General features: G+C 65.8%; 12 protein-coding genes. 7 read left to right on the forward strand and 5 right to left on the reverse strand.

Annotated features, from left to right (window positions below; genetic code table 11):
- Positions 1–46: 46 nt before the first annotated feature.
- From ACOGXE_RS15845 to ACOGXE_RS15855, 3 genes are all read left to right on the forward strand, one after another.
- On the forward strand, positions 47–2,296 hold the full coding sequence (locus ACOGXE_RS15845; RefSeq protein WP_419931853.1) for an AAA family ATPase: 2,250 nt from the start codon (positions 47–49) through the stop codon (positions 2,294–2,296).
- The gene (locus tag ACOGXE_RS15850) at positions 2,297–3,715 is read left to right on the forward strand and encodes an McrC family protein (protein ID WP_419931854.1); all 1,419 of its coding nucleotides are present in this window, start codon (positions 2,297–2,299) and stop codon (positions 3,713–3,715) included.
- A 169-nt stretch (positions 3,716–3,884) separates the two neighbouring features.
- Complete coding sequence (locus ACOGXE_RS15855; protein WP_419931855.1) at positions 3,885–5,162, forward strand: DUF222 domain-containing protein; 1,278 nt, start codon at positions 3,885–3,887, stop codon at positions 5,160–5,162.
- Between the two features lie 38 nt (positions 5,163–5,200).
- On the opposite strand, the gene ACOGXE_RS15860 is transcribed toward ACOGXE_RS15855, so the two are convergent.
- From ACOGXE_RS15860 to ACOGXE_RS15870, 3 genes are read right to left on the reverse strand one after another with little or no spacing between them, the layout of a single operon-like run.
- Complete coding sequence (locus ACOGXE_RS15860) at positions 5,201–6,130, reverse strand: YihY/virulence factor BrkB family protein (RefSeq protein ID WP_419933540.1); 930 nt, start codon at positions 6,128–6,130, stop codon at positions 5,201–5,203.
- Complete coding sequence (locus ACOGXE_RS15865) at positions 6,127–7,629, reverse strand: class I adenylate-forming enzyme family protein (RefSeq protein ID WP_419931856.1); 1,503 nt, start codon at positions 7,627–7,629, stop codon at positions 6,127–6,129. The genes ACOGXE_RS15860 and ACOGXE_RS15865 overlap by 4 nt, the downstream gene beginning before the upstream one ends.
- A gap of 12 nt (positions 7,630–7,641) precedes the next feature.
- On the reverse strand, positions 7,642–9,738 hold the full coding sequence (locus ACOGXE_RS15870; protein ID WP_419931857.1) for a molybdopterin-containing oxidoreductase family protein: 2,097 nt from the start codon (positions 9,736–9,738) through the stop codon (positions 7,642–7,644).
- A gap of 42 nt (positions 9,739–9,780) precedes the next feature.
- On the opposite strand from ACOGXE_RS15870, the gene ACOGXE_RS15875 reads away from it, so the two are divergent.
- Complete coding sequence (locus tag ACOGXE_RS15875) at positions 9,781–11,247, forward strand: MFS transporter (RefSeq protein ID WP_419931858.1); 1,467 nt, start codon at positions 9,781–9,783, stop codon at positions 11,245–11,247.
- A 61-nt stretch (positions 11,248–11,308) separates the two neighbouring features.
- Here the strand turns inward: ACOGXE_RS15875 and ACOGXE_RS15880 are convergent, their stop codons facing one another.
- Positions 11,309–12,262: a calcium/sodium antiporter gene (locus ACOGXE_RS15880; RefSeq protein WP_419931859.1), complete on the reverse strand. Its 954-nt coding sequence runs from the start codon at positions 12,260–12,262 to the stop codon at positions 11,309–11,311.
- A gap of 42 nt (positions 12,263–12,304) precedes the next feature.
- A complete protein-coding gene (locus ACOGXE_RS15885; protein ID WP_419933541.1) occupies positions 12,305–14,095 on the reverse strand; it encodes an IlvD/Edd family dehydratase in 1,791 nt (596 codons plus the stop codon).
- Positions 14,096–14,248: 153 nt separating this feature from the next.
- Here ACOGXE_RS15885 and ACOGXE_RS15890 point away from each other — a divergent pair, with 153 nt between their 5' ends.
- Genes ACOGXE_RS15890 through ACOGXE_RS15900 form a run of 3 tightly spaced genes read left to right on the forward strand, consistent with a single transcriptional unit; the run spans position 14,249 to position 17,276 of the window.
- The gene (locus ACOGXE_RS15890; RefSeq protein WP_419931860.1) at positions 14,249–15,241 is read left to right on the forward strand and encodes a thiamine pyrophosphate-dependent dehydrogenase E1 component subunit alpha; all 993 of its coding nucleotides are present in this window, start codon (positions 14,249–14,251) and stop codon (positions 15,239–15,241) included.
- Entirely contained in the window at positions 15,238–16,239 is a 1,002-nt protein-coding gene (locus tag ACOGXE_RS15895; protein WP_419931861.1) for an alpha-ketoacid dehydrogenase subunit beta, read from the forward strand. Before ACOGXE_RS15890 ends, ACOGXE_RS15895 begins: the two co-directional genes overlap by 4 nt.
- Entirely contained in the window at positions 16,236–17,276 is a 1,041-nt protein-coding gene (locus ACOGXE_RS15900) for an NAD(+)/NADH kinase (protein ID WP_419931862.1), read from the forward strand. The genes ACOGXE_RS15895 and ACOGXE_RS15900 overlap by 4 nt, the downstream gene beginning before the upstream one ends.
- The last annotated feature ends 3 nt before the right edge of the window (positions 17,277–17,279 follow it).

The following is a 17,279-nucleotide window of genomic DNA, read 5'->3' on the forward strand; positions in this document are numbered from 1 at the left end:
CACTACACCTGACGGCGTGTCGCACCCTCGCAGTAGGTTCGCTGCCATGGACGATCGGCAGTATTGGCATCAGCGACTGGACGAGTACATCGTTCACTTGAGCGACAGGAAGCACTCTGATGAGGGGGCCAAGCAACGTCAGAGGGTCGTTCGCGCATGGATCGATTTTGCAGGCGCGCACCACCTTGATCCGGCTGCCTTCGACGAGGCGGCCGTCAAGGACTATCTGGAGCAACAGGATGGTTTGGCGGTCAGCACGCGTCGCGACTACGCATCTCATCTTCGTGTGTGGTGCCGTTGGGCATCGACCGAGCCGTCGACAGTACGTCACGTCAGCACTGCACAGCACGACGGTCTCGCCTTATGGACGAAGCGGCTCGAGGAGTACTTGAGCTATCTGCAGCATCGTGGACGACAGTCGAGCACAATCCGTGACAGGCGCAGGAAGCTGTCGAACTGGATCAGATTCGCGTGTTCAACCGGCCGAAATCCGGCGGTGTGGGATCCGGCCGCCATCGACGAGGCATTCGTCATGTGGGGCACGGTGGACTCGGCGACCCAACGCGACCGTATACGCGGTCGAATTCAGGCATGGTGCCAGTACTGGCGTGACAACGGCCTGGGCTCGCTAACGCTTGCGGATTTGGTCCAGCAGTTTCGAGACCGGGGCTACCCCGATGAAGATGTTCCACACCATCGGGCAGCCCGGGCAGAGTTCGAACGGGTGCTCAACTCACTGCCGAGTTTGAGTTACGACGAGCGTGACCAGCTCAAAGCTGTATGGAATTCCACTAAGTACGACTACGGCGGCGCCGGTGTGGTCGCAGGCATGCACTCTGCACTCCGTGACGTAAGCGAAGCCGATTGGCCCGCCATGCGTGACCAGATCTACGCCCTCTGCCATGGCCCTAGCGAGCTCGCCGCGCGCTTCGACGGGACGATCGCCAGCGTCAGAGGCCTCGGTGAGTTGATGGCGACCAGGATGCTGGCGATCACTTGGCCGAATCGCTTCTTGCCGAACTTCATGCTCCGTTCCGCAAACCCGAGGTGGCCAGGCAAGCTTGACATGATCGAATTGCTGGGTCGTCTCGATCTGCTCGACGCATCATCGATGGACGAAGCCCAGCTTCTCCTGGCGGAGAGTTGGGGCTCCCACAGCGTCGGTGATCTGGTTGTTCGCTCTAACGACTTGCTCAGGGAGCTCCTGCATCCCTTCTTCAGTGACGACGACTTTGTTGACAGCTGGGGGATGGCGCAGTTCCTCTATTGGCTGGCCAAGCGGGACGCAGACTCATCGGGCTCAGGGAACGATCGCGACGGCGAGGACGATCGACTCAAGAACTCCCTAGCCGAGGCCGCCACAGAACTGCTGTGCGAGATGGACTTTCTCGAAGACGTTGTCGAGCGCCTCAAAGACAAGGGTCAGGTGATCTTGTATGGTCCTCCGGGTACAGGCAAGACATACTTCGCTCGGAAACTTGCGAGGGCGCTCACATCCGATAGCGATGCCTCGATGCTGGTGCAGTTTCATCCAGCGTATTCCTACGAGGACTTCTTCGAGGGCATTCGGCCTCGGGTCCTGGATGGGCAGATGACCTATGAACTGACACCGGGTCCGCTGGTGCGATTTGCTGACAGGGCGCGGGAGCGCCGCGACGAGACACATGTCATGGTCATCGACGAAATCAATCGTGCGAATTTGCCGCGGGTGCTAGGCGAGTTGCTCTACTTGCTTGAATATCGCGAAGACGAGATCCACACGCAGTATCGGCCCAACAAGAAATTCTCGCTGCCGGAGAATCTGTTGTTCATTGGCACGATGAATACCGCTGACCGTTCCATCGCACTCATCGACGCCGCGATGCGCCGGCGATTCCACTGCATGCCATTCTTCCCAGATCGTGAACCTACGGCTGGTCTCCTGCGACGTTGGTGTGAGGCGAATGAACCCGAGCAGATTTGGGTAGCCGATCTCCTGAACAGGGTCAACGAGAGGCTCCGTGGCGATCTCGGCGGTGATTACATGCTGATTGGCCCGAGCCACTTCATGAAGAGCGGACTGGGCAAGAGGGAGTTGGAGCGCATCTGGAAGTACAACATCGAGCCGCTGATCGAGGATCAGTTCTTCGGCCGTCAGGAAGTGATCGCTTCCTTTCAGTTCGACAAGATCTGGGATCAGCACGGCCCAAGTGCGGCTTCGCCGGATGCCGTAGGGGAGTCACCGGATGAGTTGAGCGAAGAGGTCGGGCAGATCCTTGATGATGGTGATGGCAACGTGAGCCAGGATGCCGGGTAGGTGCCCGTCGTCGACACCCTGATGAGATCGTCGACGGCTGCCGCGGCGAGAGATGACGACGGTCTCCCACCGCTCTTGCTCACTGAGTCGGAACCTGAGTCCCTTGATCTCACCCAGGCTCAAGCCAACGCACTGGCCAAAGCGCGAGGCCGCACTGGCCGCAATTGGCTGCAGCTTGATTTTGGTGAGCAGACGGGGAGGTGGATCGTCACGCCCAGGAACTTCGTCGGTTCGTTCATCGCGGCGGGCTTATCAGTCATCGTGCGACCGAAGATCAAGCCCGAGAACCTGTTTGCGCTGCTTGAGGTCGGCCTGCCTCGCGCCGCGTGGCGGCAGGAAGCGACCGACTATGCGAGTACTTACGAGCTCTTGCCGGCACTGGTGTCGTTCTTTGCGCGAACAGCGGAGACCGCCTTGGCACGCGGTCTGTTTCACCACTATCGGCGCGATGAGGGCGATCTGCTCGCGTTGCGCGGCCGCATCGACTTTGCACGACAATTCCGGCGAGGAGGGGTGCTTGTTCCCATCGCTTGTTCGTGGGAGGAATTCACCCCCGATGTGGACGAGAATCGATGCCTGCGGGTCGCCGCACGGCGAAGCCTCCAGGTGCAGGGTGTTCCCGGCGACGACCAGCGACGGCTCCATCGGCTGCTGGCTGCACTGGACAGCGTGGGAGAACCGGCAGTTTCGACGGCGCTGAATCGCCTCCACTGGATGCAATACACCCGCCTAAACGAGCACTATCGGCCAGCTCTAGGCCTTGCGCGGTTGATACTGTCCAACTTCACCCTGCAGGATCGCCACGGTGATACGTCGGCGTCTGCATTCATGCTGGACATGAATCGACTCTTCGAGAACTTCATCACTACGAGATTGCAGCGCAAACTCGGCAGCCTGTTCGATGTACGAGAGCAAGCGACGTCGGCATTTGGAGAGAGCGAGGTCATCGAGAACAGGCAAAAGCATGTAAGTGTTAGGCCCGATCTACTCCTTCGGCAGGGTGGCCGGGTGGTTGGCGTCGCCGATATCAAGTACAAGCTCGCCGCTCGAGACAAGCGCACTGATCCCGACGGGGCCTACGGCCGCGCGTCTGACTACTACCAACTGCTGGCGTATGCCACGGCGCTCAAGCTGAAAGAAGGCACTCTTATCTACTGCACCGATGTCAATCGAGACGAGTCCAGTGAGCCTGACGGTCCCGTTGGCTCGGATCGAGCCTCCAGTGGTACAGGCGAGGCTTCGAACCACGATGGCAGCGTTACGCCTCTGGTTGAGTCAACGATCACGGTTCAGCACGTAGGCACGAAACTCCACGCGATCGCGATCGATCTGTCAGGCAGTCCCAGCAGCATCGACGCTCAGATCAACGCCCTCGCTGGCCACCTGGAAACATCGGCGGAACGCTCAGTCGCCCCGTGAGCCTGCGTTGGGAAAGGCCGCGCGATCGGACGGTGGGCGCCAGTGGTCCGGGTACCAGGCCCACAGCTCAGCAGGCAGGCGCCAAACCCGTGACGCCCTGAGGCCGACCCAGGCCCGAACTGCTGGCCCCAACATCATGACTGTCACACCCCCTTCGTACGGTTGTTCTATGGCAAGCGGTAGCGAATCGGCTTTCGGCAGCGCTCAAGCCACGAACACCGCTCCGGCCGATGGAGCGACTGGCGTCTTCGCGTCGGGTGGGGTGCGTGTCGATGCGACTGACGTGTCGATGCTGTGCGGGGCGGGGTTGCGGGCTCGATTGGGTGAGATCGCGCGGGCGGAATCGCGGCTGGCGGCGATGAAGGCTGACACGCTGGGCGAGATAGCGCGTCGCAGCGGCGACGGTGCGGCTGCGCATGCGGCAACTAACGAGATGTCAGTGTCGGGCCGTAAGGCTCGTAGCGATGTGCGCGACGCGGTGCGGCTCGGCGGTCTGGGCGCGACTCGGGATGGGCTTGCTGCGGGTTCGGTGCCGGTGGGGCACGCGCAGATAATCGCCCGCGCTGCCGGCGACGCTCCGGTCGACGAGCGGTATCTGGTCCAGCGGGCGGCCCATGAGGGCTTTGACGAGTTCCGCCGCACTGTGGCGCGCCATGTGGCCGACGTCAGCGAGGACGACGGCGTGTCGGTGCTGGAGCGGCAGCGCCAGGCGCGCTCTGGCACGATCGCGACCAGAGGCAGCGACGGTATGACGGTGCTGCATCTCGAGGTCGACCCGGTCACCGGTGCCCGGCTCGGCAGCGCGGTCGCTGCTGCGGAGCGGCGCCTGTTCAGCGACGAGAACCCCGATGCGCGCCGCACACCGCCACAACGTGCAGCGGACGCGATCTGCCAACTCATCCTCGCACCCGACGCGAAGCGTTCTGCGGGGACATCGCTGATCGTGATCGCCGACTACGACCTGGTCAACCACCAGCTCACCAACGGGCGTCTCGCTGACGGTACGCCGATCCCGATCGACGAAATCGCCGGCGTCGCCGTCGATGCTGAGGTGCTACCGGCTGTCTTCGAAGCCGCTACCGGCAATCTGCGCATGGGACGCAGCCGCCGCACCGCTACCGACCTCCAACGCCTCGCGCTGGCGCTTCGGGACAAGGGCTGTGTCGGCTGCGGCATCGGGCCCGAACGCTGCCAGCACCACCACATCGACCACTGGCAGCACGGCGGAACCACTGACTATGAGAACCTCCTGACCGTCTGCCACAACTGCCACAACGACAAGATCCACCAACAAGGCTTCATCGCCCAATGGCATCCAGGCAAGCCCACCAACCCTGACCAAGCCGCGAATCCCGGCCACTACGAACTCCAGCCGCCTGACACCGCGACCACCGCCACCAATACACACTCCGACAGCCGAATCGGGCCACGAGCACCGCCGCACTGAACGAAGCGGGGCAGCCCCGCGACCGGGCGACAGCAGCGTCAGTCGGTTGAGGAGTGTCGGGGCGGGCGGTGGCGGTCGAGGAGGCTGTTCAACTCGGCGCCGGCGAGCAATCCCATTGCGAGCAGGTAGAGCCACAGCAGCAGGCTGATGGCACCTCCCAGCAAGCCGAAGATCGCGTTGACGCCGCCTGACGCTAGGCTGAGGTAGGCGCCGAAGCCTCCCGAGACGGCGAGCCACCATGCGGTCGCCAGCAGCGCGCCGGGAACTTCACGCCGCCATCGCAGCTTGTGGAGCGGCGCGATGCGGTACACGGTCGCCGCCCAGGCGACCACGGCGATGACGACGAGCGGCCAGCGAAGCCAGTCCCATGCCGTGCTGAATGAGCTCCCCGCACCCAGCCGATCCGCCAGCTCAGAGCCGCTGCCGAACAGCGGCCCGACGACCACCATGGCTGCGACTGCCACCGCGACCGTCAGGGTGAACAACGTCAGGGCAAATCCCACCAGACGGGTCGACAGCCAGCCGCGAGTGCCCTGGTGCCCGCGGCAGACGTTCAGCGCACGCACCACGGCGATGAAGCCTCTCGACGCGGCATAGGCGGCCACGGCGATGCCGACTGTGACCACGCGAGCGTCGGAGCGGTCGAACAGATCCGCGACGGTGGCGTCAAGAGTGTTCTGATCGCCGAACGTGCTGCTGATCTGCTCGAGCAGCCAATCCTCGGTGCCGGATGCCGCGCTCTGGCCGATCAGGACATCGAGCGAGCCCAGCAGCGCAGCGAACACGATGATGGCAGGGAACAGCCCCAACAGTGCAAAGAAGGCGATCTCTGCTGACAGGCCGGCGATTCGCTTGGTCGCCCAGTCCTGCCGGACCTCGTCGGCAATCTTCAGTGCGTTGTGTGTCAGCGTCCGGATCGGCGTCGTGCCTTGTGCTGCGTCTTCCGCAGTGGGGCGCTCGCCGCTCAGGGGGAGTCAGCCTTCACAAGATCGGCGGCGCGGCTGACGAGACCGTTGCGGTCGATCTTCGCCGTCGAGGCCAGCGGGATCTCGTCGACGATCCAGACGTGGCGAGGGTGCGCATAGGCAGGGCCATTGGCGAGCGCGTGCTGCTTGACCTCGTCGGCCGTGAGCGTGTGGCCGGGCTCGGCACGCACGAAGGCAGCCGGCAGCTGGCCCTTCAGCTCGTCGGGCACCGGGACCACGACGGCCTGGTGCACCCCAGGGTGCTTCTCGAGCATCTGCTCGACGGCGTCGGGGTAGATGTTCTCGCCAGCGCACACGAACATGTCGTCCACACGGCCCACGAAGTAGTACCAGCCGTCTTCGTCACGGGTCATGAGATCGCCCGTGTGGTACCAGCCGTCGGTGAGGCGCTCGGCAGTGACGTCGGGCAGGTTGTGGTAGCCGGTCATGACGCCGGGCGAGCGCACCCACAGCTCGCCGGCGTCGGCGTCCTCGCCGGTGTCCGGGTCGACGAGCCGCAGCTCAACCTTCGGGTGCTGATGGCCCACAGAGATCTTGGGCCTGGGCTTGCCCTCGGGATGCGGTCCGAACTCCAGCACCGCCTCGGTGGTGCCGTAGCCGTTGGACACGACGGCCTGAGGGAGCAGCCGCTGCACGTCGTCGTAGAGCGCCTCGGTGAGCGGAGCCGAGCCGATGAAGGCACGCTGCACCGAGGACAGGTCAGGGATCTCGTTACCGGCCGCGACACGGGAGGCGATCTCGGCAGTGACGAGAGCGAACATCGTCGGTACGCCCGAGCACATCGTCACGCTGTGCTCGGTGATCGCCTCGATGTAGCCCGACGCAGTGAATCCCCCGAGGAGCACCACCGTGCCGCCGTTCGCGAACGCCAGCTTGGACGACATCGAAGCGTTCTTGTGGTACAGCGGGGCCGAGACCAGCATCACCTCGCCCGGCATCGCCGCGCCGTATTCAAGGACCGTAAAGGTGACGTTGCGGTGGGTCAGCAGCACGCCCTTGGGCCGCCCGGTCGAACCCGAGGTGTAGATCTGCACCGCAATGTCGTCGCCGTCCACGGCGACTGCCGCGCTCAACGGCTCGTGGGCTGCCAAGGCCTCCCATTCGGCGGTGCCGATGACGATGTGCGGAATGTCTGGGGGCACCAGCGGCGCGTGCGCGGCATCGGAGATGACCAGCTGCACGTCGGCGTCGTCGAGGATGTAGGACTGGGTCTCGGCGGGAAGACGGGTGTTGAGCGGCACGAAGACCAGCCCCGCCGCCGGAGCGCCGAACATCACGTCGTAGTACTGGCCGCAGTTCGCTGCGAGCAGCCCGATGCGGGTGAACGGCGCCAGGCCGCGGGCCGCGAGACCTGCCCCGCAACGCAGAGCCCGTTCGCGCAGGGCAGATGCGGTGACCTGCTCGGGCGGGGTGGCCGAGCGATCGACGAGCACAACGGCGTCGTCGCGAGGGAATCGCTCGAGCAGCTCAGCGAGGTTCATGGTCGTTGCAGGCTACGACGATGAGTCATCGGCTAGCTGCTGTGTGTCCGGGGCAGGTTCCACTTCGACGAGGGTGTCGTGGAATGCGGACGAACCGACATCGGGATCGTGGCCGCCGACCGTCGCATTGGTGAGCACGTTGACCGTGCGCTCGTCGGCGCTGCCCGCCCACCAGCCGAAGGGCATCGTCACCAGACCAGGCTGGAGGCGATCCGATACAGCGGCCGTGACGAACAGTGCGCCGCGGTGGTTGAACACACGCACCCGTTCGCCGTCGGCGATGCCGCGTGCCGCAGCGTCGGCGGCACCGATCTCGAGCTGCGGTTGAGGCGGATCGGGCAGGTGGTGCTCGAACCCGCCGTAGTGGCTGTTGAGGAATCGCTGGTGCTGCTTGAGCGACATGAGCGCGAGCGGGTAGCGCTCTGCGAGTTCGGCTCTGCCGTCGGCGGACTCAGTGGCGGGCCGGTACTGCAAAGCTCCGAGCCGCATCGGGCCAAGCTGACGTTTGCGGGCGATCCCGAGCCCACCGCCATCCGAGGACGGCGGAAGGGGAACCTCCCGCTCTTCGAGCGCCGACCAGCCCGGAGGCACTGCCAGCCGTGCCCAGCCGTCGCGCTGGAGCCGTTCGTAGGTGATGCCGTCGAGCCAGGGGTGACCGCTCGCCAGCAAGTCCCGCGCTATCTGCTCATCGCTGTCGGCAAGTCCGGATGCGTCGAGCGACAGTGCGCTGGCCAGCCGGCGGAAGATCTCGGTGTTCGGCATGCACTCGCCGAGCGGCTCGATCGCCGGCAGGTTCAGCGACACGTAGAGGTGGCCCCACGCGTTCATCAGGTCGAGATGCTCGATCTGGGTGGTGGTAGGCAGGACGATGTCGGCATAGCGAGCCGTGTCGGTCATGAACTGCTCGATCACCACCGTGAACAGGTCGTCGCGTTCAAGACCGGCGACCACCCGGTTCTGGTCCGGCGTGATGGCAGCAGGGTTGCAGCCGTAGTTCATCAGCACCGTGACCGGCGGCTCCAGGTCGGGGTCGGTGAGCACCTCGCCGAGGACTGACATGTTGACGACACGCTGCGGCCCCGGCGGTGGCACGATGTCCGCGAACGCCGTGTCGAAATAGACCTGCGTGGAGCGCATGTACCCCGAGCCCGACACGGCGGCCAGGGCTGCAACGGCTCGGTGGATGTCCTGGCCGTGCTCGCGGTGTTCCATGCCGATGAGCGCACGCAACACCGCGGGTTGGTGATGTGCGATGCGATGGGCCAGCGAGACGATGTCGGCGCTCTCGATACCGGTGATCGAAGCGGCACCGTCGAGGCCGAGCGCTCTCGCTTCGGCTCGCAGTTCGGGCCAGCCCGACGTTGTTGCGCTCAGACGTTCGGGGTCGATGAGGTCATCGCGGTCCAGCACTCCGATGATTCCCAGCACGAGCGCGACGTCGGTGCCGGGGCGCGGCTGGACATGCCAGTCGGACCGTCGAGCAGTCATCGTCGAGACCGGGTCGATGACGATGACGCTGGCGCCGTTGCGATGCGCCTCCTCCACATAGGGCCACAGGTGGCGGTTGGTGAGCAGTGTGTTGGTGCCCCACAGCACGATGGTGCGGGCGCTCGCAATCTCGGTGGGGTCCGCTCCGAGCGGCATGCCGAGCACGTCGGCGGCGCCATGCCAGGCGGTCACACCGCAGATGTGCCGGTTCAGCTGCGTAGCCCCGAGCGCTGCGAAGAACCGATCGGCCAGCACGCCTTTCTGCACGAGCCCCTGAGTGCCGTCGAGCGAGTACGGCAGCACCGTCTCACCGCCGCGCTGCGAGACGGCAGTGCCGATCCGCTCGGCGATCTCAGCGATCGCGGCATCCCAGCCGATCGGCTCGAACCGCCCCTCGCCCTTGGGCCCGGTTCGCCGGAGCGGCCGCAGCAGCCGGTCGGGGTGATAGACGCGGTCGAGGAAGGGATTCACCTTGGGGCAGAGTTGGCCGTCGGTGAACGGGTGGGACGGATCGCCTCGCAGATTTACTGCCACGCCCTCGCGGACCGTCACCTCCCAGGCGCACGTGTCGGGGCAGTCGTGATGGCAGGCCCCGCGCACGACGGTCGGCACGTCGCTCATCGGCCGCAAGCTCCCGGCGACATCTCGAACATCGCCCCTAGCATGGCGCACCGGGACCCGCTCACCGGTATCGAATTCCGGGCTGAGCGTCAACGAAGCCAGGGCGCCATGTCGCAGACAACGTTCACGGCGGCACCCGCCGCTGCTTCGCCGCTTGGCGAACCCTTGCGCCTGTTCAGCGCCCCATTCCTGATTCTGAACGTCAGCGCGCTCTTCTCGGCAGTGTCGTTTTCCGCGATGCTGCCGGTGACGACGCTGCTGGTCTCGGTTCAGCTCGGTGGCGGGGATGTGGCTATCGGCTTCGTCATCGGCGTCTTCGCAGTGACTGCCATCGCTGCGAGGCCGACGATCGGCCGACTGGGCGACTCACGCGGCCGCAGGTACCTGATCGTGGTGGGAAGTCTTGCCACCGCACTGACCTTCGCTGCGCATGCCTGGGCCGATACGTACGTAGTTCTTCTCGTCATGCGGTTACTGACGGGGGGATTCCAGGGCGCCTTTTTTGTCGGCAGTGCAGCACTGGTCAGCGATTTGGCGCCTGAGCATCGACGGGGAGAGGCCCTGAGCTGGTTCTCGGTGTCGATCTACCTCGGCATGTCGCTGGGCCCGTGGTTCGGAGTCGCCGTCAATGACTGGGCAGAGACGTGGTCGCCGCTCGGCGGCTTCGACACAGCGTTCCTCGTCGCCGGAGGGCTCATGCTGGTAGGGGCCTTGGTGGCTCGTCTGCTGCCCAACGATTCACCCGGTGAAGTACCGCATCGCAACCAGGGCGACCCGGAACCACCTGTGAACGGCACAGCAGGGGCGCTAGCGCTTCGGGAGCGTCTTGCTGCAGCGGCTCGGCCGATGGTGTTCGAATTGGTCGGTCGACACGGCAGAAGTTCCTCACTGCCGGGGCCTCAGGAGTCGAGCGCCCCGGCGGCCTCGCAGCACGCCGGGCGCATCTTCTACAAGCCGGCCCTGTGGCCCGGGGTCGTCCTTGCGATGGGCATCATCATCTTCCCTGCGTTGTGGGGCTTCCTGCCCAAGATCGCTGAACAGCAAGGTTGGAGTTCGGACTTCATCGGATCGATCTTCTTCATCTACGGCATCTTGGTACTCGTACTGCGGGTCATCGGAAGGAAGCTGCCCGACCAGCTAGGAACCAAGCGCACAGCAACGTTGGCGCTCATCGGAGCGACGGTGGGAATGGCAGTGATGGGCACGTTCGTTTCGCAAGCCGGCTTCTATATCGGCACCGTCATCTTGGCTCTGGGCGGATCACTGCTCTACCCGGCGCTCATGGTGGCTGCGGTGGACGGTGTGCCGCCCAACGAACGCGCGCAAGCCGTGAGCACCTTCACGATGTTCTTCGAGCTCTCGGCGGGAATCGGCGGGCCGATACTGGGAGTCACGGCGTGGATGGTCGGTGCCACCGTCGGCGCCTTCTACGCATCGGCGACCATGTCGGCGATCGGCATCGTGCTGTTGTGGATCTGGCAGCGGGGCTTGGCCTCATCCAGTCGTTAGCAAGTGCGGCGGTGCGCACCGTCGTTCGTGCGACAGCTATACCCAGCGCACTGAACCTGCCTCAACTGGTGCCGAGCAGGATCATGGTGGCGATGTAGATGGCGAGCAGGGCGACGCCGTCGATGCGCCCGGCACGTTTGCCCACCAAGGCGCCCAGGTAGGCCAGCAGCACCACCGCCATCATCGCCCCGATGCCGAGGCCGGTCAGCGACGGGTCGTCGATGGCACCGGCGCCCACGAGACCCATGGCCCCGCCCACAGCCAGGCTGTTGAAGACGTTGGAGCCGAACAGGTTGCCCACGATCAGCTCGGTATGGCCCTTGCGGGCAGCGGCCACCACCGTTGCCACCTCCGGCAGCGACGTACCGAGGGCCACGATCGAGAAGCCGATGAAGCCGCCGCTCAGATTCCAGTGCTTGGCCAGGGCGATGGCACCTTCCACGGCGAGCTGAGCGCCGAGGATCACGCCGCACAAGCCCAGGACCGCTCGCACCAGATTGCGCCATGCCGTCCCGGCGTCGCGTGCCGTCGTGCCGGGAGCGCCGCCTGCATCGGGCAGCCGCTCGTCATCACGCGACGTGCGGATCAGCCATGCCAGCGTGATCGCCATCAGCGCCGCCAGCAACCCGCCTTCGAGCCGGCTGAGGTAGTCGTCCATCACGAGCAGGGCGAAGACGGCGGCGGTTGCTACCGACCATGGGACGTCTCGGCGCAGCGCGATGTTGGAGAACGGGATCGGCATCAGCAACGCCGCCAAACCGAGGCCGAGGCTGAGGTTGGCCACATTCGAGCCCACGATGTTGCCCACACCCAGCGCCGGGTTGTCATTGATCGACGCCAGCGCGGACACGACCATCTCGGGAGCGGATGTGCCGAAGCCCAGCACAACCGCGCCGATCACTGCGGGGCGCATGCGCAGCGCGGTCGCAAGGCGCGATGCTCCCGCGACGAAGTGGTCTCCGGCCACCACTAGCAGCACGAGACCTGCCAGCAGCGCCAGCAGTGCCCAGATCATCGCTGAGGTGTCCGGGGCTCGTTGAGCGCCGTCAACCGGCTGTTAGTGGTTGTGCCGAGGTGTGCCATGGGTACGAGCAGTGTCCCGGTACTTGACCGCCGGACGCAGCACCATGCCTTCGTCGAACTGGGTGACGATCGAACGCTGGATCTCCTGCCACGGGGTGTGCGAGGGCGGCACGGGGTAGCCGCCGACGTCGTCCAGCTCGGCGCGACGCCGTGCCAGCTCGGCGTCGTCCACCAGCATGTCGGCGCTGCCGCGCCGTAGGTCGATGCGGACGCGGTCGCCCGTGCGCAGCAGCGCCAGGCCACCGCCCACGGCTGCCTCGGGAGCTGCGTTCAGGATCGACGGCGAGCCCGACGTGCCGGACTGGCGACCGTCGCCGATGCATGGCAGCGAGTGGACGCCCCGCACCAGCAGCGCTGCCGGAGGCTGCATGTTGACCACCTCGGCGCCGCCGGGGTACCCCACTGGGCCCGTCCCGCGCACGAACAGCATGCAGTGCTCGTCGATGCCGAGTTCGGGGTTGTCGATGTTGGCCCGATAGTCCTCCGGTCCGTCGAAGACGATGGCGCGGCCTTCGAAGGCATCGGGATCGTCGGGATTGGACAGGTAGCGCTGGCGGAACTCGTCGGAGATGACGCTGGTCTTCATGATGGCGCTGTCGAAGAGATTGCCCGACAGGTTGATGAAGCCCGCGTCGGCCAGAAGCGGTTCGCCGACTGCGCGGATCACGTCCGTATCCATGATCGCGGCATCGGCGCAGTTCTCGCCGATGCCGCGGCCGTTGGCGGTCAGCGCCTCGGGGTGCGGCAGCAGCCCGGCTCGCATCAGCTCGCCGACCACGGCTGGCACACCGCCGGCGTGGTGGTAGTCCTCGCCCAGATACTCCCCGGCGGGCATCAGGTTCACCAGCAATGGCACTGCGTAGCCGTGTTTCTGCCAATCGTCATTGTCGAGCGGCACGCCGAGGTGAGCGGCGATCGCATTCAGATGGATCGGGGCGTTGGTCGAGCCGCCGATGGCAGAGTTCACGACGATGGCGTTCTCGAATGCCTCCCGGGTCATGATGTCGGACGGTCGAAGATCCTCCCGCACCATCTCGACGATGCGCAAGCCCGTGCGGTATGCCGCCTGTGCCCGTTCCCGGTACGGGGCGGGGATGGCTGCCGAGCCTGGCAGCTGCATGCCCAGCGCTTCGGCCAGCGAGTTCATCGTGGTGGCTGTGCCCATCGTGGAGCAGTAGCCCACTGACGGAGCTGAGGAGGCCACCAGATCGATGAATCCCGCATCGTCGATCTCGCCGGCCGCGTACAGCTCTCGGGCCTTCCACACGACGGTGCCCGAGCCGGTCCGGCGGCCCTCGTGCCAGCCGTTCAGCATCGGCCCGACCGACAGGGCGATGGCCGGCAGGTTGACGGTCGCAGCTGCCATCAGGCAGGCGGGGGTGGTCTTGTCGCAGCCGATCGTGAGCACCACGCCGTCGAGGGGATATCCCTGCAGCACCTCGACGAGGCCCAGATACGCGAGGTTGCGGTCGAGCGCAGCCGTGGGACGCTTTCCGGTCTCCTGGATGGGGTGCACGCCGAACTCGAAGGCGATGCCGCCGGCCTCGCGTATGCCCTCGCGCACCCTTTTGGCGAGCTCGAGGTGGTGCCGGTTGCACGGCGACAGGTCTGAGCCGGTCTGGGCGATGCCGATGATCGGCTTGCCCGACTGGAGCTCTTCGCGTGTCAACCCGTAGTTGGCGTAGCGCTCGAGGTAGAGCGCCGACATGAGCGGGTCGCCCTCGATGTCGAACCAGGCCGCTGAGCGCAGGCCGCCGCGCCCGATGCCGGGATCGGGACCGTCTGCGGGATGAATCGAACGAGGGTCCGAAGTCGTGTGTGCATCTTGTTCAGGAGCCACCGGGCCACCCTACGCGGACCTGCGCGACGGCCCAGAACTAGTCTGAGCCGGGCCAGAGCTCGGCAGAGGGGGTCACGCATGGATCCGAGTCCAGAAGTACTGCTGGATCTGCACCGGCGCATGGTGCGCATCCGCCACTTCGAGGAAGCCGCTGGCCGGCTCGCCGAGCAGAACCGCCTGCCCGGCTTCCTGCACCTGTATGTGGGTGAGGAGGCCGTGGCCGCCGGCGTGTGCGCCAACCTCGACGACGACGACCAGATCAGCTCGACCCACCGGGGTCACGGGCACTTGGTGGCCAAGGGAGGCGACTACGGCGGGATGATGGCGGAGCTGATGGGCAAGGCCACTGGCTACTGCGGGGGCAAGGGCGGCTCCATGCATATCTGCGACCTCGATCTGGGCATGCTCGGTGCGAACGGCATCGTGGGGGGCGGCGTCCCGATCGCCGTGGGCGCCGGATTCGCCAACAAATACCGCGGGAACGATCGGGTCTCGGTGGTGTTCTTCGGCGACGGCGCTTCGAATATCGGTGCCTTCCACGAGGCGGCGAACATGGCGGCTGCGTTGTCGCTGCCGGTCCTGTTCGTGTGCGAGAACAACGAGTACGGCGAGTTCACGCCGCGTGATCGCACCATGGCCATCACCGACGTGGTGGACCGCGCAGCCGGCTACGGCATGCCCGGGGCGATCGTGGACGGCATGGACGTGGTCGCCGTGTGGGAAGCGGCCAACGAGGCCGTGGGCCGGGCCCGCCGGGGCGAGGGGCCCTCGTTCATCGAGGCCAAGACCTACCGCTTCTACAACCACCACGGCGTGCAGACGCTCGGGATGAAGTACCGCTCCGATGACGAGCTCGAGCAGTGGAAGCAGCGGGACCCGATCGATCTGTTCGAGCATCGGCTCGCGGCCGCCGGCGTGCTGGACGCTGACGGCGCCCAAGCGGTGCACGACGCAGCGGAAGCCGACATCGAAGGCGCAATCGCCTTCGCCGAAGAGAGCCCGTTGCCTGACCCCGACAGCCTGCTGGTCGATGTCTATACCCCGTCCGCGTATTCAGGAGCCTCGTCATGAATCAGACGACCGATACTGCCGAGCGAAGCATCGCCTACGGGGCAGCCTTCACCGAAGGTCTCGCTCAGATGATGGAAGCCGACCCGAACGTGTTCGTGGCCGGTGAGGACGTGGGGCGCGCCGGGGGAGTCTTCGGCTCGTTCCGCGGGCTGAACGAGCGCTTCGGCGACCTGCGCGTGGTGGACACGCCGATCAGCGAGCAGGCCATCGTGGGGCTCGGCACCGGCGCGGCGGTGAGCGGCCTGCGCCCGGTCGTCGACCTGATGTTCATGGACTTCATCCTCGTGGCCATGGACCAGATCGTGAACCAGGCGGCGAAGCTGAAGTACATGTTCGGCGGCAAGGCCACACTGCCGATGACGATCACGACGAGCGCTGGTGCCGGGTTGTCGGCAGCGGCACAGCACAGCCAGAGCCTCGAGGCGATGCTGTGCCACATCCCGGGCCTCAAGGTGGTGATGCCGTCGAATCCCTACGACGCGAAAGGGCTGCTCATATCGTGCATTCGCGACGACAACCCCACCGTGTTCGTGAAGCACAAGCGCCTGCTGGGTCTCAAGGGTGACGTGCCCGAGGACCTGTACGAGATCTCCTTGGGCTCGGCCAGCACGGTGAGGTCCGGCGACGACATCACCGTGGTGACCTACGGCCGCATGGTGCATGAGGCGACTTCGGCAGCGAAGACCCTCGCGACAGAGGGCATCGAGTGCGACGTGATCGATCTGCGGACGCTGCAGCCGCTGGACATCGACACGGTGATCGCGTCGGCTCGCCGGACGAACCGTGTTGCAGTCGTGCACGAGGCGGTCCGGTTCGGCGGTCTCGGCGGCGAGATCGCGTCCCAGATTGCCGAGGAGGCCTTCGACTATCTCGATGCTCCGATCGAGCGCGTCGGCGCACCGTTCAGCCCGGTGCCCTTCAGTCCCGCGCTCGAGTCCGAATGGGTGCCCAACGCCGAGATGATCGGCGAGCGGATCCGAGCACTCGCAGCCGCGTGAGCGAAGCTGCCGGCTACGTGGTCGGCATCGTCGCCAATCCTCTGGCCGGCAAAGATGTCCGGCGCCTCACCTCGGGTGCGACACCGGTATCGGATGCGGTCAAGATCGGCGTCATCCGCCGTGCTGTCGTGGGCGCATTCGAGGGCGGCGCCGGGCAGGTGATGATCAGCGGCGACCGGGCACGGCTCGGGGAGCGAGCCGTGGCGGGTCTCGACGTCGCCCCAGGCGTGCAGGTCTTCGAGCCATACGGCTGGCACAACGGCCGCGACTCCCAGATGGCCGCCTCAGAATTTCGCGAGAGGGGCGTGGGGGCGGTGATTGCGCTCGGCGGCGACGGCACCCAGCGTGATGTCGCCAAAGGATGGCGAGATGTACCGTTGGTGCCGCTGGCGGTCGGCACCAACAACGTTTTCCCGCTGCAGATGGAAGCCACCGTGGCCGGTTTTGCCGCGGGAGCGGTGGCAAGCAACCAGCTCGCCGCAGCGGATGTGACGTCACGGTCGAAGATCATCGATGTTGCGATCGAAGGGACCCGTCATGCCGACGTGGCGCTCGTCGACGTGTGCTTGGTGCGGGGAGCGTTCGTGGGGGCACGCGCCGTCTGGGACTCGGCATCGGTAAGCGAGATCGTTGCTGCTGTTGCTGAACCGCAATCGGTTGGGCTGTCGGCCATCGCTGCGGCCGTTGCGCCTGTGGGGCGGCGCGATGCCGGCGGGGTGCATGTCGGCTTGGAATGTGCCTCCCGCGATGCACAGGGCATACAGCGAGGCAGGCACATCCGGGCGGCCGTGATGCCCGGCAGCTACTCCGACCTCGACATCGCCCACTGCGAAATGCTGCGTTTCGGCCAGCCGGTCATGCTGTCCGGTCCCGGCGTTCTGACGCTCGACGGTGAGCGCGAGATCGTTCTCGGGCCTCGCCAGCGGGCAACTGTCACGGTCAATCCGGATGGTCCACAGCTGATCGATGTGGGCGCCGCAGTTGCGATGGCGCAGCGACGGCGCTACCCCTTCGGCCCTGCGACTGCCGGTCGCTGAGCG

It is taken from the genome of Candidatus Poriferisodalis sp. (assembly GCF_965208555.1).
GTDB lineage: Bacteria > Actinomycetota > Acidimicrobiia > Acidimicrobiales > Poriferisodalaceae > Poriferisodalis.

Excerpts from the sequence above, each read along its gene's own strand:
- ACOGXE_RS15875 (WP_419931858.1), top strand. The coding sequence starts at position 9,781 with ATGGCGCACCGGGACCCGCTCACCGGTATCGAATTCCGGGCTGAGCGT.
- ACOGXE_RS15895 (WP_419931861.1), top strand. The coding sequence starts at position 15,238 with ATGAATCAGACGACCGATACTGCCGAGCGAAGCATCGCCTACGGGGCA.
- ACOGXE_RS15855 (WP_419931855.1), top strand. The coding sequence starts at position 3,885 with ATGGCAAGCGGTAGCGAATCGGCTTTCGGCAGCGCTCAAGCCACGAAC.
- ACOGXE_RS15890 (WP_419931860.1), top strand. The coding sequence starts at position 14,249 with ATGGATCCGAGTCCAGAAGTACTGCTGGATCTGCACCGGCGCATGGTG.
- ACOGXE_RS15865 (WP_419931856.1), bottom strand. The coding sequence starts at position 7,629 with ATGAACCTCGCTGAGCTGCTCGAGCGATTCCCTCGCGACGACGCCGTT.
- ACOGXE_RS15845 (WP_419931853.1), top strand. The coding sequence starts at position 47 with ATGGACGATCGGCAGTATTGGCATCAGCGACTGGACGAGTACATCGTT.
- ACOGXE_RS15880 (WP_419931859.1), bottom strand. The coding sequence starts at position 12,262 with ATGATCTGGGCACTGCTGGCGCTGCTGGCAGGTCTCGTGCTGCTAGTG.
- ACOGXE_RS15870 (WP_419931857.1), bottom strand. The coding sequence starts at position 9,738 with ATGAGCGACGTGCCGACCGTCGTGCGCGGGGCCTGCCATCACGACTGC.